Here is a 24,398-nt window from a genome sequence, read left to right as displayed (position 1 = left end):
TCCCATGGCTCAGGCGGACTTGGCGGACGCCCCATAGACGTCGTGCGCCGTGGACTCGCTGATCTTGCCATCCAGCAGATCCCGCCGCACGCGCTCGGGCGTGCGCAGCGCGGGCGCGCCGTAGCCGCCGCCCCCGGGCGTTTCGATGCGCACGCTTTCACCGGCGTCCAGCACGATATTCGCCGTCTTGGAGAACAGCTCTTCCTGCCGGTCGGTGCCGTGATTGCGGACCAGCCGCGCGCGACGGCCTTCCAGGCCGCCATCGACCCCGGTCGCCACGCCGACGGTATGGCTGTCCGAACGCGCGGAAAACACGATGCCCGGCACCAGCGCGCTGATCTGCTTGGCGATGGCCAGGCCTCCCCGCGTACGGCCCGCGCCGCCCGAATCGGGAATCATCGCGTACTCGTCCATCAGCAGCGGATACTCGTTTTCCAGGGCTTCCACCGGCAGGTTGGACGTGTTGGTCATGTGCACGTGCACGGCATCCATGCCGTCGCTATCGTGGCGCGCGCCCGCGCCGCCGCCCAGCGTTTCCAGGTAGACGAACTGGCCCGGCCGCGTCGACCATTTGCCGGAGAACACGATGGCCGGGCAGCAATCGTTGCCCGACGCCATGATTTTTTCCGGCGGCAGCAGGCCGCGGAAGGCGCCGAATATCGCCCCGGCGACCTTCTGCGCGGTGATCGAACGCGCGCCCACGGCCGCGGGATGCTCCGGATTGGTGATGGTGCCCAGCGGCGCATGGATGTCGATCGGTTCGAACAGCCCCGCGTTGGGCGCGATCTCCGGATCCAGCAGCGCCTTGACCGCGTAGTACACCGATGCGCGCAGCGCGTTCACGGGCAGGTTCATGGCGCCGCGCGCCTGCCGCCCCGAGCCGGTGAAATCGAAATGCAGGCGGTCCGGGTGCACCGTCAACGTCACCTGGATGCGCACCGGATCGCCGCCCAGGCCGTCGTCGTCCAGGTCGGACTGGAAGGTATAGCTGCCCTGTTTGAGCTCGGCGATGCGGTTCAGCAGGCGGCGGCGGGTGTAGCGGATCACGTCGTCCACGGAATCCAGCACGGCCTGCAGGCCCATCTGCCGGATCAGGCCCTGCATGGCCGCGGTGCCGCGCCGGTTGGTGGCCATCTGCACGCGCAGGTCCAGCAGCCGCTCTTCCGGGTCGCGTGTATTGGCGCAGATCAGGTTGAGCAGGTCCTCGTCCATCTGGCCGGCGCGCGCGATGCGGGTGACCGGGATGCGGATGCCTTCGGCGAAGATGGAATTCAAGCCGCCGGCGATGGAACCAGGCACGGGGCCGCCAACGTCGGAATGGTGGGCGATGTTGGCCGCGAAGAAGCGCAAGGTCCCTTCCCAGAACACCGGCGTGACGATGTTGATGTCCGGCAGGTGGCTGCCGTTGGCCAGGTAGGGATCGTTGCAGATGAAGATGTCGCCTTCCTGGATGGTGTCGACGGGATGGCGTTCCAGGATGGCCTGCATGGCGCCGTTCAGCGACCCCAGGTGCAGGGGGATCTGCGTGCCCTGGGCCACCAGCCGGCCCAGGGCGTCGAACAGCGCCACCGAGCAGTCCTTGCGCTCTTTGATGTTGGTGGAGAACGACGCGCGCACCAGCGTGTTGTTCATGTCTTCCGTGATCGACAGCAGCCGGTTGCAGAAGACTTCCATGCCGATGGGATCGGCCAGCACATCGTCCGTGCGGGTAGGTTCAGCCATTTGCGTTGCCTTGCAGGGTAATGATGAGGTTGCCGTAATCGTCCACCACCGCATGGTGGTCGACGCCGATCACGGTGGTGGAGCTCATTTCCTCGACCAGGGCGGGGCCCTGGAAGGACACGCCGGTGGGCAGGCGGCCGCGGTCGTAGACGGGCGCCTCCAGCCAGCCATGGGCGGCGCCGAACCAGGTGTCGCGCGCGCCGATGCGCGCTTCGGCCACCGTGCCGCGCACGGTGCGCGGCGACAGCGGGGCCTTGATGACCTGCCCGGTGGCCTGCACGCGGCAGTTGATGATCTGGATGGCGCGGTCGTCCACGTCGTAACCGTATTCGCGCATATGCGCCTGGGCGAAGCGCGACAGGAATTCCTGGAAGCCGCTTTCCGCGATGTCGTCCAGCGGCACCTGCACTTCGAAGTTTTGCCCTTCGTAGCGTGCGTCGATGGCGCAATGCGCGGCGCGCAGGTCCGGCGCCACGCCTTCCGCCGCCAGCCATTCGTCGGCCTGCTGGCGCAGCGACTCGAAGATGGCCGCCACGCGAACCCAGTTCTGGGGATTCGCCAGCGCGATCTCGCTGCGCACGAAGTCGAAGGAAATGTCGCTGAGCAGGATGCCGCGCGCGCACATGGTGCCCGGTTCCTGCGGCACGATCACGCGCGGGATGCCGCATTCTTCCGCGACTTCCACGGCGTGCAACGGTCCCGCGCCGCCGAAGGCGAACAGGGCGAAGCGCGACAGGTCGTAGCCGCGCTCGGTGGAGACGGCGCGGATGGCACGGCTCATGTTGGCCGTGGCGATGCGCAGGATGCCTTCGGCGGCGTCCTCGATGCCCAGTCCCAGCGGCAGCGCCACCTTTTCCTGGATGACCTGGCGCGCGGCCTCCGCATGGACCGGCATGCGGCCGTTCAGCAGCGACACCGGGTTCAGGCGCTGCAGCACGATCTCGGCGTCGGTGATGGTGGGTTCGACGCCGCCCCGGCCGTAGCCCACGGGGCCGGGCACCGCGCCGGCGCTGTGCGGGCCGACCTTGAGCGCGCCCGCATCGTCCATCCAGGCGATGCTGCCGCCGCCCGCGCCGATGACGTGGATATCGACCATGGGCGTCTTGACGGGATAGCCCGCGACGTGGCGATGCGACGTGAACAGCGGCTTGCCGTCGACGATCAGCGATACGTCGGTGCTGGTGCCGCCGACGTCGAACGTGACCAGGTTGGGACTGCCGATCACCCGGCCCACCGCGGCGGCGCCCACCACGCCGGCCGCCGGGCCGGACAGGCAGGTGCGCACCGGGAACTGGCGCACGCTGGCGATGGACATCAGCCCGCCATTGGAATGCACCGTATGCGGCTCGTGCGGGATGCCCAGCTCGCGAACGCGCTGCAGGAAGCGCTCCAGATAGCCCGCCATGCGCGGGCCGACGGCGGCGTTCAGCACCGTGGTCGACAGGCGTTCGTACTCGCGGAATTCGGGCAGCACTTCGCTGGACAGGCTGATATAGGCGTCCGGCATTTCCTGCGCGACGATTTCGCGGGCGCGCTGTTCGTGCACCGGATTGCGATAGGCATGCAGGAAGCAGATGGTGACGGCGCCGATGCCCTGTTCCTTGAAATAGCGCGCCGCGTCGCGCACCGCCGCTTCGTCCAGCGGCTCGCGTACCTCGCCGGTGGCCTGCACGCGCTCGCCGACTTCGATACGGAACTGGCGCGGCACGGCCACGGGCGGCTTGCCCACGCCGTAGTCGTACAGGTGCGGGCGGGTCTGGCGACCGATTTCCAGCACGTCGCGAAAGCCGCGCGTCGTGATCAGGCCGACCCGCGCGCCCTTGCGCTCGATGATCAGGTTGGTCGCGACCGTCGTGCCGTGGCCCACGTGCGAGACCTGCGCGGGCTCGACGCCGTGCATCTCCAGCAGGCCGGCGATACCGGTGGCGATGGCGCGCGACGGATCGTCGGGGGTGGACGGCACCTTGTGGAAATGCACCACCCCGGCGGTTTCGTCGATCATGGTGAAGTCGGTAAACGTCCCGCCGACGTCTATGCCGATACGGTACATATCGTTGTCTTCCTGAAATGAGTCTGTCTGGCGCGGCGCGGCCACCAGTGGGTGCCCGCGCCGCGCATGGCTGGAACTAGTCGAGCTTGATCTTGGCCTGCTGCACGACCTTGCACCACTTGGCGTTGTCGTCCTTGATCATGGCGGCGAAGGCATCGCCGGTGATGGAAGACACCTGCGAGCCGGTGCTTTCCAGGTAGGGCTTCATCTCCGGGCCGTTCTGCACCTTGACGATGGCCTGGCTCAGGCGCGTGGCGATGTCGGCGGGCAGGTGGGCCGGCGCGAACATGCCGAACCACACGATGGCCTCGAAGCCGGGGTAGCCGGACTCGGCGACGGTGGGCACGTCGGGCAGCATGGGACTGCGCTGCGCCGACGTCACCGCCAGCGGCCGCAGCTTGCCTTCCTTGATGTACGGGTAGGACGTCATGATGACGTCCATCATCATGTCCACCTGGCCGCCCAGCAGGTCGATCAGCGCGGGACCCGACCCCCGATACGGCACGTGGGTCATGGAAATGCCGGCCGCGCTGGTGAAGAAGGCCGAGGCCAGGTGGTTCGACGTGCCCGGGCCGTTGGACGCATAGGTGTAGCGGCCGGGGTCCTTCTTGGCAAGGGCCACGAAGGATTGCAGGTCCTGCGCCGGCACCTTGCTGTTGTTGACCACGATCACGTTGGGGATGGTCGCCACCACCGCCAGCGGCGTGAAGTCCTTGGCCGCGTTGTAGGGCAGGCTGGGATAGATGCAGGGCGCGCTGCCGTGGGTGCTGACCGACCCCATCAGGATGGTGTAGCCGTCGGCGGGCTGGCGGGCGACGTAGTCCGTGCCGACCGTGCCGCCCGCGCCCGGACGGTTTTCGACGATCACGTTGGCGCCGAGGTTCTTGCTCAGGCCCTCCGCCAGCTTGCGGGCGATCAGGTCGGTGGAGCCGCCGGCCGCGAAGGGCACCACCATGCGGACCACCTTGTCGGTGGGCCAGGCGGCCAGGGCGGCGGCGCTGGACAGCGCCATGGCCATGCCGGCCAGCATGCCGCGGCAGCGGCGTAGCGTGCGTGCTTTCATATGCAATTCCCCTTGATCCATGGATGCCCGGGCGCGGCTCGCTGTCCGCTGGAGTCCGGGTCGTATGTGATGCAAGGGAAATCCTAGGCCTGCCGGCGCGCGGGCGGCAGTCATTTCCATTTATAGTGGCATCAATGCCGTTGATGATGCCGCCCCGATGAAATACCCGGACCTCAACCTGCTCATCCATTTCGACGCGCTGATGGCCTGCCGCTCGATTTCCCGCGCGGCCGAGCAGGTCGGCGTCACCCAGCCGGCCATGAGCGCGGCGCTGAGCCGCTTGCGCAAGCTGTTCAACGACCCCCTGCTGGTGCGGGAAGCCGGCCATTGGCAGGCCACGCCGCACGCGCTGGCCCTGCATCTGGAATTCCAGCCGCTGCTGGCCCGCTGGCAGCGCGCCACCGGGCCGCGCGAAGCCTTCGACCCGCGGCTCACGGCCCGCACGTTTTCGCTGTACGCGACCGATTACATGCAGTTCACGCTGATGCCGCGCGTGCTGCCCGACCTGGCGCGCGACGCGCCCCACCTGCAGCTGCGGGTTATCCCGGCCCGCCTGCAGCATGGCCTGAGCATGCTCGATACCAACCATGTCGAACTGCTGGCCGGCTATTTTCCCGAACCGGCGCAGGACCTGCGCGCGCGCTTCCTGTACGACGAACCCGCCGTGTGCATCGTGCGCGAAGATCACCCCTGCCTGCGGCGGCGCTGGAACCTGGATGCCTATCTGCGTTATCCGCACATCGACCTGTCCGCGCACACGGGCTTTTTCAGCAGCACCATCGACCGCATGCTGCGGGCCATGGGGCGCCAGCGTACCGTCGCCGCGACGTTGTCCAGCTATCTGGTCGGCCCCTATGTGGTGGCCGGATCGGACCTGATCTGTACGGTGCCGCGCAGCGTCGCCAAGGCCGTGGAGCGTTCGGCGCGCCTGGTGCTGCTGGACGTTCCCTTGAAGCTGCCCACCCTGTCCGTGTCGCTGTACTGGCACGAGCGGCACCAGGAAGACCCGGGCCATGGCTGGCTGCGGCAGTACATCGCCGAGCGGGCGACGCAGCCGTGAAACGCCACCGGGCATGGGGTTGGTTGGGGGGCTGGGTGGGGTTGTATCGGTCCCGGGATCGGGCGTGACAATTGCTGCTCTACCTGGTCGCTGATTTTTACGTGCTTTGAGGCTAGACTCCATAACCCTGTTTTGTTTCCGTGCCGCCATGCCGACCTGCCCAGCCGGCGCGGCCCACGGGCCCAGGCCACGGCCTGCACGGGACGCCGTGCGGCCCAGGCCCACGAGAGCGCCATGAATCACCCGAGCACCCCGAATCCGTCCAGTTCGCCCCTGCAGTCCCTGTCCGTCGAACGCCGTATCGAGCTGATGCTCCGCGCCATCCGCGACTACGCCATCTATCTGCTCGACAAGGACGGCTACATCGTCAACTGGAACACCGGCGCCGAACGCTTCAAGGGCTATACCGCCGACGAGATCATCGGCCAGCATTTTTCCCGCTTCTACACCGAAGAAGACCGCCGCGACGGCCTGCCGCAGCGGGCGCTGCGCATCGCCGCCGAATCCGGCGTCTACGAATCCGAAGGCTGGCGCGTGCGCAAGGACGGCACGCGCTTCTGGACCAGCATCGTGATCGACCCGGTGTACGACGACAACGGCGAACTGGTCGGCTATGCCAAGGTCACGCGGGACATCAGCGACAAGAAGCGGGCGCAGGAAGCGCTGTTCGCCGCCGAACAACGCTTCCGCCTGCTGGTGCAAGGGGTGCGCGACTACGCCATCTTCATGCTCGACGAAGAAGGCCGGGTCACCAACTGGAACACGGGCGCGCAAGCCATCAAGGGCTACACGGCGCACGAAATCATCGGCCAGCATTTCTCGCGCTTCTACACGCCGGAAGACCGCGAACGCGGCGAACCGCAGCGCGCCATCGCCACGGCCTTGCGCGACGGCCGCTTCCTGGGCGAAGGCTGGCGCATGCGCAAGGACGGTACGCGTTTCTGGGCCAGCGTGGTGCTGGACCCGATACGCGACGAAAACGGCACCTTTATCGGCTTCGCCAAGATCACCCGTGACGTGACCGAACGGCGCGAGGCCCAACTGGCGCTGGACCGCAGCCGCGACGCCCTGAACCAGGCACAGAAGATGGAAGCCATCGGCCGCATCACCGGCGGCGTGGCGCACGACTTCAACAACCTGCTGACCATCATCCGGTCGTCGGCCGAACTGCTGCGCCGGCCGTCCCTGCCGGAAGAAAGGCGCCTGCGCTATATCAATGCGATCGCTGACACGGCCAACAAGGCCGCCCAGCTGACGCGGCAGCTGCTGGCCTTCGCCCGCAAGCAGCCGCTGATGCCGGAAGTCTTCCAGGTGCCGGACCGGCTGCGCGGCATGGAGCACATGATCCACACCTCCATCGGGGCGCCGGTCAAGCTGCAGATGGACCTGCCGGCGGATATACGACCCATCGAGGCGGACCCCAACCAGTTCGAGACCGCCATCCTGAACATGGTGATCAATGCCCGCGACGCCATGCCGCGCGGCGGCAGGCTGACCATCACGGCGCGCCAGGTCGATCACATACCGCCCGTCCGCAGCCATGCCGGCGCCAGCGGCGATTTCGTCGCCGTGTCGGTGGCCGACAGCGGCACCGGTATCGAACCCGCCACGCTGCAACGGATCTTCGAGCCCTTCTTCACCACCAAGGCCGTCAACAAGGGCACCGGCCTGGGCTTGAGCCAGGCCTATGGGTTCGCCAAGCAATCGGGCGGTGAAATCGCCGTGGAAACCAGGATGGGCGTGGGCACGACCTTCACCCTGTACCTGCCCTGCGCGAAAGCGGGCGCGGCGCCGGAAGAGAACGTCGATAAGCCCGTCGCCCTCGAAGCCGACGAAACGCCGATGTCCGTGCTGCTGGTCGAAGACAACGAAACCGTGGGGCGCTTCGCGCTGGGCCTGCTGCACGAACTGGGATTGAAGGCGCACTGGGCCACCGATGCGCAATCGGCGCTGACCTTGCTCAGTGCGCGCAACGGCCGGTTCGACCTGCTGTTCTCGGACGTCGTCATGCCCGGCATGAGCGGCATCGAGCTTGCCGCCGCGGTACGCCGCCGCTGGCCCGAACTGCGCGTCGTGCTGACCAGCGGCTACAGCCATGTCCTGGCGGAGCAAGGCAGCCACGACTTCGAGTTCCTGGCCAAGCCGTATTCGGCGGAATCGCTGGTCAAGGTGCTGGGACTGGACGTGCAGTCCAGGCCGGAGCCATCCAGCCCGGAGCAGTCCGGTGCGGGCCCCTCCGGTACGGGCCCGGACGGCTCGCCGCCTCAGGCATAGCCCCTTACGCCAGCAGGCCGCTGGCGCGCCGTACCTGCCGGGCGATGCCCTGTTCCAGCACGTGGTCGCCGCCAGGACTGAGCAGGGTCAGGAAGGCCCGCGCCCGGGTGATGCCGGTGTAGAGCAATTCGCGGGTCAGGATGGGACTGAGCCGCTCCGGCAGCACCACGGCCGCGTGGTCGAACTCCGAGCCCTGGGACTTGTGCACCGTCAACGCGTACACGGTCTCCACCGCTTGCAGTCGGCTGGGCAACACCCACTTGATCCGGCCGCTGCCGTCGGTCATGGGAAAGGCCACGCGCAGCACGGGCGCGCTGTCGGGCGCCGCCGGCAGCGCCAGCGTGATGCCGATGTCGCCATTCATCAGGCCCAGGGCGTAATCGTTGCGCGTGACCAGCACGGGACGGCCAGCGTACCAGCCTTCCATCGCGTCGATCAATCCGTGATCTCGCAGCAGCCGCGCCACGCGGCGGTTCAAGCCTTCCACACCCCAATTGCCATGGCGCAGCGTCGTCAGCAGCTGGAAGGCCCCGTGGGCTTGCAGGACCTGCCGCGCCCATTGGTCCAGGGCTTCCTGCCCGGCGCCCGCGGCCGGACGCCGCGCGCGCATCAGGCGCAGGTAGCGGGCATAACCGTGCGGGCCATGCTGATCCAACACGTGATCCAGCGCGTCGGCACCGGCATCGGGCGGCGGGTCGCGAAGCGGGTCGCGCGGTCCATCGCGAGTTGCATCGCCCGGCGAGTCGCGCGCATCGTCCGGGGCGCTGCCGGAGTCCAGCGCCAGCTCCAGTTCGGTCTGCGCCTGGCCATCCAGGACCAGGGCCGCGAAGTCCCGATCGCACTCGCTCGCCGCCAGCCGCGTCACGCCGGCATGCGGCTGGCGCCAGAAACGGGCCACCTGCTGGCGATTGCCGGCATTGATGGCGGCGGCCAGGCGGCCGATGCCGCTGTCCGAGGCGAAGCGATGGCTGTGCCGCAGCATGACGATGGCCTGGTCCAGGGCGGTCCCCTGGGCATCGATCAGGTCGTCGGCGATGCGCTGGCCGCTGACCTGCTCCAGCCAATCGCGCGTGGCGGGCGTGTAGCGTCCGCCTTGGGCGTCGCGGCACAGGTCGGCCAGCACCGCGCCGGCCTCGACCGACGCCAGCTGGTCCTTGTCGCCCAGCAGCACCAGCCGCCCGCGCGGCGGCAGCGCCTGCAGTAGCGCCGCCATGGTCTCGAGGTCGATCATCGACGCTTCGTCGACCACCAGCACGTCCAGCGCCAGCGGATGGTCGGCATCATGGCGGAATTTGCGCGAGCCGGGGCGGCTGCCCAGCAGGCGATGCAGCGTCGATACCCCGGTCGGAATGGCCTGGCGCAAGGCGGCGCCGCCCGGCAGGCCCGCCAGGGGCAGCCGCGACACCGCGCCGGCGATGGATTCGCTCAGCCGCGCCGCCGCCTTGCCGGTCGGCGCCGCCAGCCGGATACGCAATGGCCTCGCCGCGGCTGCGGCCGCGGTGGCGGCGCCGGTTTCCACCCCCTGCAAGGCCAGCGCCTGCAGGACGGCCAGCAGCTTGACGACGGTGGTGGTCTTGCCGGTGCCCGGACCGCCCGTGATGATGGTGAAGGCGCTGCGCGCGGCCGCCGCGCAGGCGATCTTCTGCCAGTCCGCGCCGGCGACGGCTCCATCGGCGGGGAACAGGGCATCCAGCATGGCGCGCAGGCCGCCGGGCGGCAGGGCCGCCTGCAGTTCCGGATTGCGTGCCAGCCGCGCGGCGATGCCGGCATTGATGTCCTGCTCGTACTGCCAGCAGCGGCGCAGGTACAGGCGCTGGTCGATCAGCACCAGCGGCGTGCCGCCCGGCCCGTCGCCCACCAATCCCGGGACGTCCAGCGCCGCCTGCCAGCGCGGCAGGGAGACGTGGGCCAGCAGCGCGGCGGGCGAGCGCAAGGGCTCGCCGGAGGCCGGCTGCCCGGCGCCCTCGGGCGGCAGCGCCAGCGTCATTTCAGGGTCTTCCAGCGCGGCGCCCAGGTCCAGGCAGGCATGGCCGTGCGCCAGTTGGTGGCTGGCCAGCAGCGCGCCCAGTATCGCCAGAGCAGGCGCGTCGGGCACTTCGTCCCACAGGAAACGCGCGAACACGGCGTCCAGGGGGCGTATCCAGCGATGGGCGACCCATTCGTCCATCGATGCCAACAGCTCGCGGCGGCCGGCCGCCGCGTCGCCGTCGGAAAACGCGGGCGTGGCGGAGGCGTGGGTGTCGGACAGGAACATCAGGCAGCCTCCTCGCGCGCATGCGGCGCGAACAGCCGGTCCAGCGCATCCATCAGCGCGGCGGGCGGACGCTCCACGAAGACACCGCCCTGCGCCGCGTGCGTGCCGCGCAGGAAGACATAGGCGGCGCCGCCGATGTGCCGGTCATAGTCGTAGTCGGGAAGCCGCGCCCGCAGCAGGCGATGCAGGGCGAACAGGTACAGGGCGTACTGCAGTTCGTAGCGGTGATCCAGGATGGCGTCGCGCATGGCGGCCTGCGTGTACGCCGCGTCGTCATCGCCGAGGCGGTTGGATTTGTAGTCCAGCACGTAATAGCGGCCCTGGTGCTCGAACACCAGGTCGATGAAACCCTTCAGCATGCCGTTCATGCGCGCCGGTTCGAGCGCCTGGCGCGGCGCCTGCCGCAGCGTGTGCGCGCGCACGACGCGGTCCAGGCGCGTGACGTCGACGTCGTCGGCGCCCAGCCAGAATTCCATTTCGGAAAGGTAGTCGCCGATGCCCGCGAGCGCCACCGGGGCGACCGGGCCGCTCGGCATGTCGGGCAGCGCCATGGGCCTGGCCACCGTGTCCAGCAGCCAGGCGGTCAACGGCTCGGTCCAGACGGACCAGTTGCGCTCTTCGCAGCGGCGCGCCACCGCCTGGCGCACCGCTTCCGGCTGGTCGGCGATGGCGGCGAAGCCCTGGGCGGCGGCCCATTCGAGCAGCTCGTGGAAGAAGGTACCGGCCTGCGCGCCGGCGGGGAAGGCGTGCAGGGCGCCGCCGGCCTCGCGCGGCAACGGGATCACCGGCGGCAGGCGATCGGCGGGCCAGGCCGGCATCGTGTCGGCATCGCCCGCGCCATCCGCATCGGTGTCCGTGCCGGTGACCTCCAGGAAGACGTCTTCGCGCGCGGTTTCCGGCTCGGCTTCCTTGATCCGGTCGCCGGTGGCGGTACGCAGCGAGGAATAGCTGGCGATCCACCACGGATCGCGCACGCCGCGGCGCATGATGCGCGCGCCGCCTGGCGAGACCGCGACATGGCGCGCGGCGGGCTCCGCGGCCGCGCCAGGCGCCTGCGCCGCGGTCCGCGCCGGGTCCGTGGTCCGTTCGCTTTCCGGGCGGTAGCGGATGTCCGGCGGCGGCGCTTCGCGTACCGCGATATCGGCGTGGCCGGCGCGCCAGGTGTCCAGCACCGCCGGCAGGGACTGGTCGGCGGGCGCCAGACCGCGCCCCACCAGATAACCGATGGCGCTGGATTCCAGGTTGGCGATGGGCGCGAGGCCGACCCAGGTGGCATAGCGGGCGCGGGTCAGGGCGACATACAGCTTGCGCAGGTCCTCGCCCAGGCGTTCGCGGTCCGCGCGGGCGTGGCCGTGCGCGTCGGGCACCAGCGACACCTGCAGGCGCCCGTGGTCGTCGTGCCACGACAAGGGAACGGCGTCCGGCCTGACCGCACGGAACGCGGCCGCATAAGGCAGGAAGACCAGGGGATATTCCAGGCCCTTGGATTTGTGGACGGTGATCACGCGTACCAGGTCGGCGTCGCTTTCCAGGCGGATGGTCAGGGCGTCGTTTTCTTCGCCCACGCTGGCCGCATGGCGCATTTCCGCAAGATGGCGCAGCAGCGCGTGTTCGCCGTCCAGCCCCACGCTGGCCTGCTGCAACAGTTCGGCGATGTGCAGGATATCGGTCATCGCGCGCTCGCCGTCGCCGGTGGCGGCGGCCGGCGCCAGCAGCCGCGCGGGCACGCCGAAATCGTCCAGCAGGCGCCGCAGCATCGGCAGCACGCCCTTGTCGCGCCAGCAGCGCGCGTAGGCGCGGAACTGCTGCACGCGCGACTCCCATTCGAGTTCGTCCTGGCCGATGCGGTCCAGGTCCTGCCATGCCACGCCCAGGGTGGGCGTGGCCAGCGCCGCGCGCAGCGCGCGCGCGTCGTCGGGCTCGGCGCAGGCGCGCAGCCAGAATTCGATTTCGCCGGCCTGCGCGCCGGCATACACGGATTGCCGCTCGGACAGGTACACGCTGCGCACCCCGCGGCGCGACAGGGCGCGGCGCACGGCGCGCGCCTGCCGCCCGGTATCGACCAGCACGGCGATGTCGGCGGGACGCAGCGGCCGCACGCCATGTGCGTCATCGTCCGGACGCGGCACGGCCTGCTCGCGCGGCACGAAGCCCGCGACGCCCGCCTGGCTCAAGGCCAGAAGCCGCGCGACCTCGCCGGCGCAGGCGTCGGCCATGGTGTCCAGGTAGACGCCGGCGCCCATGGCCTTGCCATCGTCGGATGCCGGCAGCCACCACATCGTCAAGGCCGGCGTGGCCGCGCCGTCCAGCACCAGGCGGTCGGGGCGGTCGTTCGCGCGCACGGGGATGAAAGGCACAGGGTTGCCGTCGTCGCGGCGGAACAGGAATGCCCCATCGCCCGCTTCCCGTTGTTCGGCGGCCATGAAGCAATGATTCACCGCGTCCACCATGGGCTGCGTGGACCGGAAGTTCGTGCCGAGCACGTACAGGCGGCCATCCACCGCGGCGCGCGCGCGCAGATAGGTGTGGATGTCGGCGCCGCGAAACCCGTAGATGGCCTGCTTGGGATCGCCGATCAGGATCAGCGCGCTGCCCCTGTCGTTGGCGGCCACGCGGTAGACGGCGTCGAAAATGCGGTACTGGACTGGATCGGTATCCTGGAATTCGTCGATCAGCGCGACGGGAAACTGTTTGCGCAGCGTTTCGGCCAGGGTCGCGCCGGATGGCCCCGCCAGGGCGGCGTCGAGCTGGTCCAGCAGGGCGTCGAAGCTCATCTGCGCGCGCTGCGCCTGCTCGGACGCGAAGCGCCGGCTCACCCACTCGGCGGCATGGCGCAGCACGTCATGGCGCGCTTCGGGCAGCGCCTGGGTTTTGTCGCGCAGTTCGGCCAGGGCGACGAAGGCAGGGTGATCCGGAGGATCGCCCTTCCACGCTTCGCTCAGGCCCGGGCCCAGGCGCAGCCAGGCGGTGTCGGTCAGTTGCGGCACGCGGGCGTCGGCGTCCTCGCACCATGCCCGCAGATTCTCCAGCCAGGCCTGGTAGTAGCGTGCCTGGACCTGGCGTCCGTTCACGCGCTTGGCCGCCACGCCTTCGTCGAACAGCTGGCGCAGTTCGGGCAGCCATGCCTGCCAAGGCTGCTTCAGTTCGCGCAATACGCCCTGGCGACGCTCGCGCACGGTACGCAGCAGGTCGCAGGGTGTGCCGGCATCGGCATCGACGCCGCTGGCATGCCGCCGGGCGGCGGTACTGCCGCCGCCGCTGCGGTCTTGGTTGGCGTGCCGTGGGGCCGCGATATCCGCGGCATCGAGGCCGTCCGCCATGGCGGCCTTGCCGGGCGCCTTCAATTCCGGCGCGAAGCGCAGCACGGGCAGCAACTGCGCCTGGAGCGCGTCGGGTCCCGGCCACCAGGCCCGCACTTCCGCCGCCGACACCGCGTCCAGCGGCGCGATGTGCGCGCGCCAGTAGTCGCGCACGACTTCCGCCATCAGCGGGGCGGTGTTCTGTTCCAGCGTCTGCTGGAACAGGCTGTTGCTGTCGAAGGCATGCTCGCGCAGCATGCGGTTGCACCAGCCGTGTATGGTCGACACGGCGGCTTCGTCCATCCACTCGACGGCCAGCTGCAGCTTGCGCGCGCAGGCCGCCCAGGTTTCCGGCGGATATTCGGCGCGCAGGGCGTGCAGGGGGTCGCCGCCGCCTGACGCGGCGCTGGCGGCAGCGGCGCCGGCAGCAGACTCGCCGTCGGCGTCGTCGCCGGACGCGGCCGGGACCTCGGCCGGATCGGCCAGGAAATACGCGGCAGCCTGCGCCAGCCGCGCGCGGATGCGGTCACGCAGTTCCTGCGTGGCGGCCTCGGTGAACGTCACCACCAGGATCTGCGGCGGCATCAGCGGCCGGTCGAAGCCGTCGTCGCCGCCATGCCCCAGCACCAGGCGTACATACAAAGTGGCGATGGTGTAGGTCTTGCCGGTGCCGGCGCTGGCCTCGATCAGGCGGCTGCCGTGCAGCGGAAAGCGCAGGACATCCAGGGGCGTGGGCGCCGCATCGCGCGGCGCGGCCGCCCTGGCCTCGGATCGGGGCTTGCCGTGGATGCGGCCGGACTCAGCCATGCGCGGCCTCCTGTCCGTCCGCCGCCTTGGCGCGGTTGCGGTCCGCATACAGCGACGCCCGCATGGCGCGCAGCCAGGATTGCGCCAGCGCGAAGAATTCCCCGCCGTGCGTCAGCGCGGTGAAGTCGGGATAGACGGCCTGAAGATAGGCACTGTCGTCGACTTCGCCGCGCTGCTCGCCGACGCCTTCGTAGATTTTGCGGGCGGCCTGCCCGGCGGGCGCGGCCAGCAGCACCGGGATGCCGCCTTCGCGATCGGCGTCCCAATCGTCCGCCGCGTCGCTCCCGTCCGGGTCGTCCGGGTTGTCGCGCTCCCCCGCCATGGCGGCCCAGCCGTCGCCATGCTGGCCACGGTCCGCGGCGGTCACGGCGACGCCGGCGCCGGCGTTCGATGCGGGCAGTTCCGGCGCCGTCGGGTGCCGCGTCAGCCATTCGAAGGCCGCGGCCGGCGCCAGCGGCAAGGGCCGCGACATCCCGGTCTGCCAGCCGCGCAGCCAGACCCGCAGCAAGCGCATCGCCGCGCGCCGCGGCATGGGCGGGAAGACCACGTCGCCGGCCTTGCTGACCACCACGGTGGTCACCGCCGCGCCGGTCAGCTGCGCCGCGACGTGCGCGACCCAGTGCGGCACCACCCGCGCCGCCCGGTACCTGCCCTTGGGAATCAGGCTGCTGCTATCCACCCGCAGACGGCAGCGCTGGCCGTCGTCGTCCTGGCGGAAGCCGGACAGGCTGTCTTCCAGCGCGGGCGCGCCATCGACGGCGCCCAGCAGGATGGGAAATTCCTCGCGCAGGCCATGAGGCCAGCGCGCCAGGGCCTTGGCGTAACGCTCCGCCATATCGTCCAAGGGCGCCAGCAGGTCTTCCGCGGTCAGGGCGCCGAACGCGCCGTCCGGCAGCATCCCCGCGCGGCCGATGCGAGCCACTTCGGCTTCGCGGCTGGCCACGTAGTCCTCTCCGGCTTCCAGCGCGCGGCATTGCGCGCGTATCAGGGCGTCCTGGAGCTGCCATTGCTCCAGCGCATCGGGAACGAAGGGTTCGACGTCTTCGGTCGCCGCGTCCTGCAGCGCGAAGCTGACCTGCAGGCGCTGCTTGAAGAACGCGTCCACCGGCGCGCGCACGAAATCCGCCAGCTCGCGCAGCGTCAGCGGTTCTTCGCGCGACAGGGGAGGCAGGGGCTGCCGCGTGTCCACGCGATTGCCGGCGGGGTCGCGCCACTCGCGGGCGTACGTGAACAGATCGCCGGCCGCCGGCGCGGCGAAATAAGCAGGGCTGAAGGGCTGCAGGCGATGTTCCGTGGTCAGGGCGGCCAGCAGCGCTTCATCAGGCTCGGCGGGCGCGGCGCTCGCAAGGGACGCGACAGTCGCAGCGTGCTCGGCTGCTGCGGCGCGCGACGTCGCATCGGCGCCGCCCGCCGAGTCGTCCGCCAGCCGCCAGCCTGTCGCCAGATGATCGCGCAGCTGCCCCACCAATACCGAAGGCGGCCGCGGCGTGTTGTCACGCACGCTGCGGCCCACCCAGGACACCAGCAGCCGATCGCGCGCCGACAGCAGCGCTTCCAGGAACAGGTAGCGGTCGTCCTCGCGCCGCGAACGGTCGCCGGGACGATAGTCGTAGGCCATCAGGTCGAAATCCATGGGCATGCGGATGCGCGGATACTCGCCATCGTTCATGCCAAGCAGACAGACGATGCGAAAGGGAATCGCCCGCATCGGCATCAGCGTCGCGAACGTCACCGCGCCGCCGAAGAAGCGCTGCGACAAGCCGCCTTCGTCCAGCCGCGACAGCCAATGCTCCGCGACCACCGACAACGGCAGGGTCTCGGTGACGCGGCCTTCCGCGCAGATGTCCAGCCACCCGCGCAGGGCCGCGTTCAGCTGCTGCAGCGTGTAGGCGTCCATGCCTTCGTCCGGATGGAAGAAGCGTTCGAGCAGCGCGGCCAGCCGCTCGCCCCACACTTGCGGCGGCGCCGGTTCCGCCAGTTGCAGCCAGGTCTGCTCCAGGCTGTCCACCAGGGCGGTCAAGGGCCCGAGCAGCGCCGCGTCCAGGCCGCCGATGTCGTCGTAGGGTTCGATGCCGCGCCACTCGTCGGCGCGCGCGCCGACCGCATAGCCCAGCAGCATGCGGCGCAGTCCGAACAGCCAGCTGTTCTGCGCCGCCGCCGTGCCGCTGGAAGGCAGCCCGAGCGCCTGGCGCTGCGCATCGTGCAGGCCCCAGCGGATATTGGCGCCGCGTATCCACGCATGCAGCAGCGGCAGCTGGTCCTCGGCGATCTGGAAGCGGTCGCGCACGGCGGGCACTTCCAGCAGGTCCATGAAGTCGCTGACCGAGAACCGCGCATGCGGCAATTGCAGCAGCTGCTCCAACGCGTGCAGCAAGGGATCGGCGTGCCGTTTCACGCGATCGGCGATGGTATAGGGAATGGCGCGCGGGTCGTCGCGGTCGTGCAGGCCGAACACCGCCTGGATATGCGGCGCGTAGGCCTCGATATCCGGCACCATGACGATGACGTCGCGCGGCCGCAGGGTCGTGTCCTGGTCGAACGCCGCCAGCAGCTGGTCATGCAGGATCTCGACTTCGCGCTGGCGGCTGTGGGCGACATGGAAACGGATCGATGCATCGCGCCGCGGATCCACCGCCGGCCAGCGCTCGCGCGTTTCGCGCAGGGGCCGCAGGTCGCGGATGTCGTCCTGCAGCTGCCGCAACAGCGTGTCGTCGCCGGCGGACTCGAACAGGTCCAGGCGCTGCGCCGACCCGCCCAGCGCCGCGCTGATGCGGGCGCGCGCGTCGGCGCTGTCGTGCTCGTCCAGCAAGCCGATGAAGTCGCGCCCCTGCTTGCCCCAGGCCGCCAGCAGCGGATGCGCGTGCAGATGCAGTTCGTCTTCGCCCATGCGCGCGGGCAGGCCGGGACGGCGCTGCTGGCGCGCCTGGGCCGCGCGCAGCAGATCCTTGCCTTCGATGATGTCGGCCCAGTAGTGCTCGCAGGGGTTGTTCACGCACATCAGCACCTGCGTCCAGCGCGACAGCACGGCCAGCACTTCCAGCGACTGGCGCGGCAGGGTCGAAATACCGAACACGATCAGGCGCCGGGGCAGGCCCGGCAGGGCCGCGTCGTCGGGCAGGGCGGCGGCGCGGCGCAGGAAAGCGCCATGCACGGCGGCGCGGCCATCCGAGGAAGGCGCTACGCCGATGGGCGCGTCCATGGCCTTGACGTCGTCCAGCACCGCGCGCCACAGCGCCGCCTGCCAGCGCTGCGACGGCGGCAACGCTGCGCCGGCCAGCGCCGGATCCGCCACGCCGTCGCGCGGCAGGGTGTCGTGGCCCGCCGCCCATGCCGCCAGCCAGTCGGCCCGGTAGACCTGGTACTGGTCGAATACGTCCGCCAGGCGTTCGGCCAGCTGATAGCGCTTGCGGCAATCCGCGTCGTCGCGCAGGAAACGGCGCAGCGGCGCGTACACCGGCTGGTCCATCACTTCCGGCAGCAGGCGCAGCAGGCGCCACATCAGGCGCGGCTTGTCGAACGGCGATTCCTCGGGCACCGCCGCCGCGCCCAGCACGGCGCGATAAGCGCGCCACAGGAAGCGCGACGGCAGCAGGAATTCGAACGCCGCGGCGATGCCGGCGCCGCCCCCCGCGCCATCGCGCGGGTCGGCGGCCAGCGCCAGTTTCAGCCATTGCGCGATGCCGCTGCTTTGCACCAGCACCACCTCGCGTTCCAGCGGGCCCAGCGGGTGGGTGCGCATCCATCCGACCAGCACGTCGCGCAGCGATTCGGACAAATTGCTGTGGATGACGATCAGGCCGGGCGGCAGGGGTGGGAAAGACGCTGAAGGCACCGGAAGCTTCGCTATATCGATCAACCCGGAACGATAACTCGGAACGGCCCGGGACGGAGCCGTCCCGGGCGCGGCGCGCCGGCCGGGTATCGAGGCCGGGTATCGAGGCCGGGTATCGAGGCAAGGTATTGACCTTCCAACGTGGGAATGTTCTATGGTGACGCGGTTTCGCCATCGACGGGCGAGAGGATGAACATGACCGAGGCTGTATCCCGCGGCCGGCGACGCTTCGTCACCGGCCTGGCGGCAGGGGGAATCGTCGCGTCGGCCGCCGGCTGGCAGCCGGCGCGCGCCGCGACGGGCAGCGCCCAGGCAGACGGCGCGACCGTGCTGGCCGGCACGGAGTTCGCACTGGACATCGCCGAAACGGCGGTGAACTACACGGGCGCGGCACGCCTGGCCACCACGGTCAACGGCCTGCTGCCCGGCCCCGTCCTGCGCTGGCGCGAAGGCGACACCGTCACCCTGCACGTACGCAACCGCCTGCGCGTGGCCACCTCCATCCACTGGCATGGCATCCTGCTGCCGTCCGCCATGGACGGGGTGCCCGGACTCAGCTTCGCCGGCATCGCACCGGGCGCGACGTTCACCTACCGGTTTCCGGTGCGGCAGAGCGGCACCTACTGGTATCACAGCCATTCCGGCTTCCAGGAGCAGACCGGCCTGTACGGCGCGCTGGTCATCGACCCGGCCGAGCCGGACCCCGTCCATGCCGATCGCGACTACACGGTGCTGCTGTCCGACTGGACGGACGAGGATCCGATGCGGATCTTCCACAAGCTGAAGTCCATGCCGGATTACTACAACGGCAACCAGCCGACGCTGCAGTCGCTGGCGCGGCAGGCGCAAGACCAGGGTTGGGGGCCCGCGCTGGCGGACCAGTTGATGTGGCAGCGCATGCGCATGCGTTCGACCGACCTGGCGGACGTGTCCGGGGCGACCTACACCTACCTGGTGAACGGCACGACGCCGTCGGGCAACTGGACCGCGCTGTTCCAGCCCGGCGAACGCGTGCGGCTGCGCATCATCAACGGGTCGGCGATGACCTATTTCGACGTGCGCATTCCGGGGCTGAAGCTGACGGTGGTCGGCGCCGACGGCCAGCCGGTCCAGCCGGTGACGGTGGACGAATTCCGCATCGGCGTGGCGGAGACCTACGACGTCATCGTCGAACCGCGCGAGGATCGCGCCTACACGGTGTTCGCGCAGTCCATGGATCGCTCCGGCTATGCGCGCGCCACGCTCGCGCCCCGCGCCGGCATGCAGGCCGACGTCCCCCCGGTCGATCCGGTGCAGCCCCTGACCATGATGGACATGGGGATGCGGCATGACATGGCGGGCATGCAGCCGGCCGCCGGTGGCGGCGATATGGCGGGGATGGACATGTCCGAAGGCGGGATGGATATGTCCGAAGGCGAGATGGACATGTCGGACGACGAGCATGCGGGACACGGCGCCGCGATGGGAGGCATGGTCGAGGCGCATCACCCCTACCCGACCGAGCAAGGCGTGTCCAACAGCATGCTGCCGGACATGGTCTCCACGCGGCTCGACGACCCCGGACCGGGCCTGCGCGACAACGGCCGCGTGGTGCTGACCTACGCGAACCTGCGGTCGATCGCCGCCCAGGGCGGCGACGTCCCGCCGACACGCGAAATCGAACTGCATCTGACCGGCAATATGGACCGCTACATGTGGTCCTTCAACGGTGTCGCATTCACCAATGCCCGTCCCATCGTGCTGCAACACGGCGAGCGGGTGCGCTTCGTCCTCGTCAACGACACCATGATGACGCATCCCATCCACCTGCACGGACTGTGGAGCGACCTGGAATCCCCGGACGGCGCGTTCCAGGTGCGCAAGCACACGATCAGCCTGAATCCGGCCCAGCGGATTACCTACCGCGTCAGCGCGGATGCGCGCGGCAACTGGGCCTATCACTGCCATCTGCTTTACCACATGGAAGCCGGGATGTTCCGCGCGGTGGTGGTCGCATGAGCGCGCGCATCGCTACCCTCGCGCTGGCGCTGGCCTGCATGGCCGCCGCGCATTCCGCGTATTCCGCGCCGGCCGCGCCGCCGGTCGGCTCGCTGCCGTCCGGCGACGGCGCGACGGACGCGACGTACACGTCCTACGGCATCGGCCCGCACATGATGGACGACGCGATCACCACGCATCTCGACCTGGAAAAGCTGGAGTTCGCGCACGACCGCGACGCCCGCAACGGCCTGCGCTGGGACGGCGAATTCTGGGCCGGCACCGACCGGGACAAACTCTGGCTGAAAAGCGAAGGCGAACACGAAGGCGGCGACACCGCGGGCCGGGCCGAAGCCTACTGGAGCCACGCCGTATCGCCCTTCTGGGACCTGCAGCTGGGCGCGCGGCGCGATTTCGGCGGCGGCCCGGCGCGCACCTGGATGGGTGTCGGCGTGGAAGGCACCGCCCCCTATGGCATCGAAACGGAATTGACCGCCTACGTCGGCGCCAGCGGGCGGACCGCCTTGGCGCTGAAGGCGCAGTACGACCTGCTGCTGACCCAGCGCCTGATCCTGACGCCGGAACTGGAAGCCAACGCCTACGGCAGGAACGACGCCCGCCGCGATATCGGCAGCGGCCTGTCGGACGCCACGCTATCGCTGCGCCTGCGCTACGAGATCACCCGCGAGGTCGCGCCCTACATCGGCGTATCGTTCGGCCGCAAGTTCGGCGACACGGCACGCTACGCGCAGGCGGACGGCGACAGCCGTTCGGACCGCGCCCTGCTCGCGGGCGTGCGCATCCGCTTCTAGCGCGCCGCGTCAGCCCAGCCCGAGCATGTCGGCCAGGCTGCTGGACCCGGTTTCCTGCACGATGTTGATGTGCGCTTCCAGGTCGCGTAGATGCTGGTCCATCGCGCGCACCGCCGCGGCGACTTCGCCGGCTTCGATCAGGTTCACCACGTGCTCGTGCTCGTCGTGCTCGCAGGTGGCGTTGCCGGGCGGCTGGTACACGGCCACCACCAGCGCGCAGCGCGATACCGTTTCCAGCAGATAGCGTTGCAGCAAGGGGTTGCGCGACAGCTCGGCCAGCTTGGTATGGAAGGCGCTGGCCAGCAGCGCCCACTGCGCCTGGCCGCTGCGGTGCAGGGCCTGGTGTTCCTGCCGCAGATGGCGCCGCAGCATCGCGTAGTCGGCGCGCGTGGCATGGCGGGCGACCAGCGGGACGATGGCCGCCTCCAGGGCGCGCCGGGCTTCGAACAGCTTGCCCACTTCTTCCGGCGTGGGCAGGGCCACCACCGCGCCGCGGTTGGGCCGCAGTTCGACGACGTGATCCCGCGCCAGCCGCTGCAGCACCCGCTGCACCAGCGAACGTCCCACGCCGAACAGCTCGCACAACGCGGCTTCCGGCAGCTTGGTGCCGGGTTTCAGTCGCTGCCCCAGCACGCTTTGCAGCACGGCCTGGTAGATGCGTTCTTCGCCATCGCCGCCAGCGGCCGCCCGCCTGGCGGCGGATTTCGCGGCGACCAGGCGTTCGGGCCGGACTTTCGGCCGGCCCCTGGGGCGGGTAGTCGCGGAGGATTTCTTGGTCGCGGTGGTCATGGGAGCGCATCGACGTGGCGGCAGATAGCGCCCGGCGTCGTGATCCAGATATCGCCATCGTCGCGCGCGCGGGCGATGTGCGCCAGCGCCCTGCGCAGATGCAGCAGCCGATAGGGCTGGCCCACCAGATAGGGATGCAGCGCGATGCCCATGACCAGCGGCTGCCGGCGCGACTGTCGCCGCATCTCGTCGAAATTGTCGATGATGATCTGGGCGAAGTCCTTGGCATCCATCTGCCGCGCGATGATCATCGGGATGTCGTTCAATTCCTGCGGATACGGGATGGACCAGAACGGTTGGCCGCCGCGCGTGCGCATGCGCACGGGCTGGTCGTCGTGCGCCCAGTTCAGGGTATAGCGGTAGCCCGTTTCCGCCAGCAGATCGGTGGTGACGCGCGATTCCGCGATCCATGGCGACAGCCAGCCGTCCGCGCGGCCGCCCAGCGCGGCGATGCGATCGCGGCAATGCGCCAGCAACGCGCGTTCTTCGTCCTCCGGCAGCTTGCCCTGGTGGTCCGAGTTGGTATGGCCGTGGCCGATCAGCTCGTCGCCGCGGCGCACGCAGGCGTCTATCAGTCCCGCGCAATGATCGAACACGGACGTGTTGGCGATGATGCCGGCGGGAAAGCCGAGTTCCTCGAACAGCTCCAGGCAGCGCCAGGCGCCCACGCGGTTGCCGTACTCGCGCCACGAGTAATTCAGGACATCCGGCTCGGCCAGCGCGGCGCCCAGCCGGGCGCCCAGGCCTTCGCCGAAGGCGAAGTGTTCGATATTGAAACCCAGGTACACCGCCAGGCGCGCGCCGTCCGGCCAGGCGTAGTCCGCCCGCTGGTGGATGGGCGAATAATCGAAGCGGTCATGCGTGGCCAGTTTTTCGAAGCGGGAAGCCGTCGTCATCGTAGGAACCTTTAACTTGCGGGCGATGCGGGTACGGGTGCGCGTACGCCTGAGGGTGCGCCATACCCCGGACAATGCGACACGTCGGTGCGCCATGCACGAAACGCGCCATTTTTCGCACCGGATTGACGCACCGCGCTGGTCCGAACCCGGTAAAAAACCGGCGGCGCTGGCCGTCGCGGCACGCTGCGACATTATCTCCAATCGCTGATTTTTTGCCGACAAAAATTAATAGCGATCGCCAACAAAAATTAGAACGTGTCGCCGGGACGACAGCGCGGCAATGTTGGCATGGATGTTGCATTGATCCTGCACACGCCAGCCACGCCACGTGCCAACGCAGCCCCAGGGGAAACCATGATCCGCTCATCCCGCCGTACGTTCACCACCGCCACCGCCGCCCTCATGCTGGGCCTGGGATGGCTGCCCGCCACCCGCGCCGCCGAACCCATCAAGATCGGCCTGGTGGCCGCGCTGTCGGGCCAGTCCGCGTTGTCGGGCGAAGCCATCACCCGCGGCCTGCAGACCGCCATCGACGAAATCAATGCGCAGGGCGGCCTGCTGGGCGGCCGCCAGCTGGTGCTGGTGCGGCGCGACGACGAATCCAATCCCGCCAAGGGCGTCACCGCGGCGCGTGAATTGATCTATCGCGAGAAAGTCGCCGTGTTCTTCGGCGGTATCGATACGCCCGTGGCCCTGGCCATCGCCCCGCTGGCCAACCAGGCCAAGGTGCCCTTCATGAACCCGTGGGCGGCGGGCACCGCCATCACCCGCAACGGCGCCGATCCCAACTACGTGTTCCGCGTGTCCGCGGTCGACGAACTGGTCGACAAGGGCATGGTGGCCTACGCGCAGAAGACCTTCAAGACCACGAAGTTCGGCCTGCTCATGATCAACAACCCCTGGGGCGAATCGAACCAGAAAGGCCTGGTCGCGGCGCTCAAGGAAAAAGGCATGGAGCCGGCCAGCAGCGAGAAATTCGAGGCCACCGACGTCGACATCGTGCCCCAGCTCACGCGCCTGAAGGCCGCCGGCGCCGACACCATCGTGCTGGTCGCCAACGTCGGCCCAGCCGCGCAGGTGGTCAAGTCCATGGACCGCATGGGCTGGAAAGTGCCGGTGGTCTCGCACTGGGGGGTGGCGGGCGGCCGCTTCACCGAACTGGGCGGCCCCAATGCCAGCAACGTCCATTTCGTGCAGACCTACAGCTTCTACGGCAAGCTGTCGCCGGTCGGCGACCAGGTCGTCAAGGAACTGAAGGCCAAGTATCCCGACATCAAGCAGCCCGGCGACATCACGCCGGCGGTGGGCGTGGCCAATGCCTACGACGGCATGCGCCTGACCGCGCTGGCGATCGCCAAGGCCGGCTCCACCGACGGCGACGCCATCCGCAAGGGTTATTACGCCATCGATACCTATCAAGGCCTGATCAAGACCTACTCCCATCCCTTCAGCCCCACGCAGCACGACGCCCTGTCGGAAAACGACTACGTCTGGGCGCAGTTCATCGACAACCGCATCGTGCCGGTCGGCATGAAGCCCTGATCGATACGACGCCGAGAC

Annotated in this window: 13 protein-coding genes; 5 read left to right on the top strand and 8 right to left on the bottom strand. The window is 69.4% G+C overall.

Annotation, left to right across the window (positions count from 1 at the left end; all coding sequences use genetic code 11):
- Positions 1 to 9: 9 nt before the first annotated feature.
- The 3 genes from CAL26_RS00555 to CAL26_RS00545 form a co-directional block, all read right to left on the bottom strand.
- The gene (locus CAL26_RS00555; RefSeq protein WP_094845024.1) at positions 10 to 1,722 is read right to left on the bottom strand and encodes a hydantoinase B/oxoprolinase family protein; all 1,713 of its coding nucleotides are present in this window, start codon (positions 1,720 to 1,722) and stop codon (positions 10 to 12) included.
- Positions 1,715 to 3,772: a hydantoinase/oxoprolinase family protein gene (locus CAL26_RS00550; protein ID WP_094845023.1), complete on the bottom strand. Its 2,058-nt coding sequence runs from the start codon at positions 3,770 to 3,772 to the stop codon at positions 1,715 to 1,717. The genes CAL26_RS00555 and CAL26_RS00550 overlap by 8 nt, the downstream gene beginning before the upstream one ends.
- Positions 3,773 to 3,848: 76 nt before the next feature.
- Positions 3,849 to 4,835, bottom strand: coding sequence for a Bug family tripartite tricarboxylate transporter substrate binding protein (locus tag CAL26_RS00545; RefSeq protein WP_256987834.1), 987 nt, complete (start codon positions 4,833 to 4,835; stop codon positions 3,849 to 3,851).
- 157 nt (positions 4,836 to 4,992) lie between these two features.
- On the opposite strand from CAL26_RS00545, the gene CAL26_RS00540 reads away from it, so the two are divergent.
- On the top strand, positions 4,993 to 5,895 hold the full coding sequence (locus CAL26_RS00540) for a LysR family transcriptional regulator (protein ID WP_094845021.1): 903 nt from the start codon (positions 4,993 to 4,995) through the stop codon (positions 5,893 to 5,895).
- Between the two features lie 234 nt (positions 5,896 to 6,129).
- A complete protein-coding gene (locus CAL26_RS00535) occupies positions 6,130 to 8,169 on the top strand; it encodes a hybrid sensor histidine kinase/response regulator (RefSeq protein WP_094845020.1) in 2,040 nt (679 codons plus the stop codon).
- Between the two features lie 4 nt (positions 8,170 to 8,173).
- Here CAL26_RS00535 and recD read toward each other — a convergent pair whose 3' ends face one another.
- From recD to recC, 3 genes are read right to left on the bottom strand one after another with little or no spacing between them, the layout of a single operon-like run.
- Positions 8,174 to 10,423: an exodeoxyribonuclease V subunit alpha gene (gene recD, locus CAL26_RS00530; protein ID WP_256987832.1), complete on the bottom strand. Its 2,250-nt coding sequence runs from the start codon at positions 10,421 to 10,423 to the stop codon at positions 8,174 to 8,176.
- Positions 10,423 to 14,529 (bottom strand): exodeoxyribonuclease V subunit beta, encoded by a 4,107-nt coding sequence (gene recB, locus CAL26_RS00525; RefSeq protein WP_179283193.1) that lies wholly within the window; start codon positions 14,527 to 14,529, stop codon positions 10,423 to 10,425. Before recB ends, recD begins: the two co-directional genes overlap by 1 nt.
- Positions 14,522 to 18,361 carry an exodeoxyribonuclease V subunit gamma gene (gene recC, locus CAL26_RS00520; RefSeq protein ID WP_256987831.1) on the bottom strand — a complete coding sequence of 1,280 codons (3,840 nt, stop codon included), beginning with the start codon at positions 18,359 to 18,361 and terminating at the stop codon, positions 14,522 to 14,524. Before recC ends, recB begins: the two co-directional genes overlap by 8 nt.
- 195 nt (positions 18,362 to 18,556) lie before the next feature.
- On the opposite strand from recC, the gene CAL26_RS00515 reads away from it, so the two are divergent.
- Positions 18,557 to 20,359: a copper resistance system multicopper oxidase gene (locus CAL26_RS00515; RefSeq protein WP_094845940.1), complete on the top strand. Its 1,803-nt coding sequence runs from the start codon at positions 18,557 to 18,559 to the stop codon at positions 20,357 to 20,359.
- A gap of 38 nt (positions 20,360 to 20,397) precedes the next feature.
- Positions 20,398 to 21,150 (top strand): copper resistance protein B, encoded by a 753-nt coding sequence (locus CAL26_RS00510; RefSeq protein WP_256988013.1) that lies wholly within the window; start codon positions 20,398 to 20,400, stop codon positions 21,148 to 21,150.
- Positions 21,151 to 21,159: 9 nt separating this feature from the next.
- Here CAL26_RS00510 and CAL26_RS00505 read toward each other — a convergent pair whose 3' ends face one another.
- Positions 21,160 to 21,939 carry a GntR family transcriptional regulator gene (locus CAL26_RS00505; protein ID WP_094845017.1) on the bottom strand — a complete coding sequence of 260 codons (780 nt, stop codon included), beginning with the start codon at positions 21,937 to 21,939 and terminating at the stop codon, positions 21,160 to 21,162.
- Positions 21,936 to 22,835 carry a polysaccharide deacetylase family protein gene (locus CAL26_RS00500; RefSeq protein WP_094845016.1) on the bottom strand — a complete coding sequence of 300 codons (900 nt, stop codon included), beginning with the start codon at positions 22,833 to 22,835 and terminating at the stop codon, positions 21,936 to 21,938. Before CAL26_RS00500 ends, CAL26_RS00505 begins: the two co-directional genes overlap by 4 nt.
- Before the next feature lie 357 nt (positions 22,836 to 23,192).
- Between CAL26_RS00500 and CAL26_RS00495 the strand changes: the two genes are divergently transcribed.
- Positions 23,193 to 24,380, top strand: coding sequence for an ABC transporter substrate-binding protein (locus CAL26_RS00495; protein WP_094845015.1), 1,188 nt, complete (start codon positions 23,193 to 23,195; stop codon positions 24,378 to 24,380).
- Positions 24,381 to 24,398 lie beyond the last annotated feature (18 nt).

This window comes from Bordetella genomosp. 9, from assembly GCF_002261425.1.
Taxonomy (GTDB): Bacteria; Pseudomonadota; Gammaproteobacteria; order Burkholderiales; family Burkholderiaceae_B; genus Bordetella_C.
Note: the sequence above shows the minus strand (reverse complement) of the source record. Positions and strands in the feature narration are given on the sequence as shown.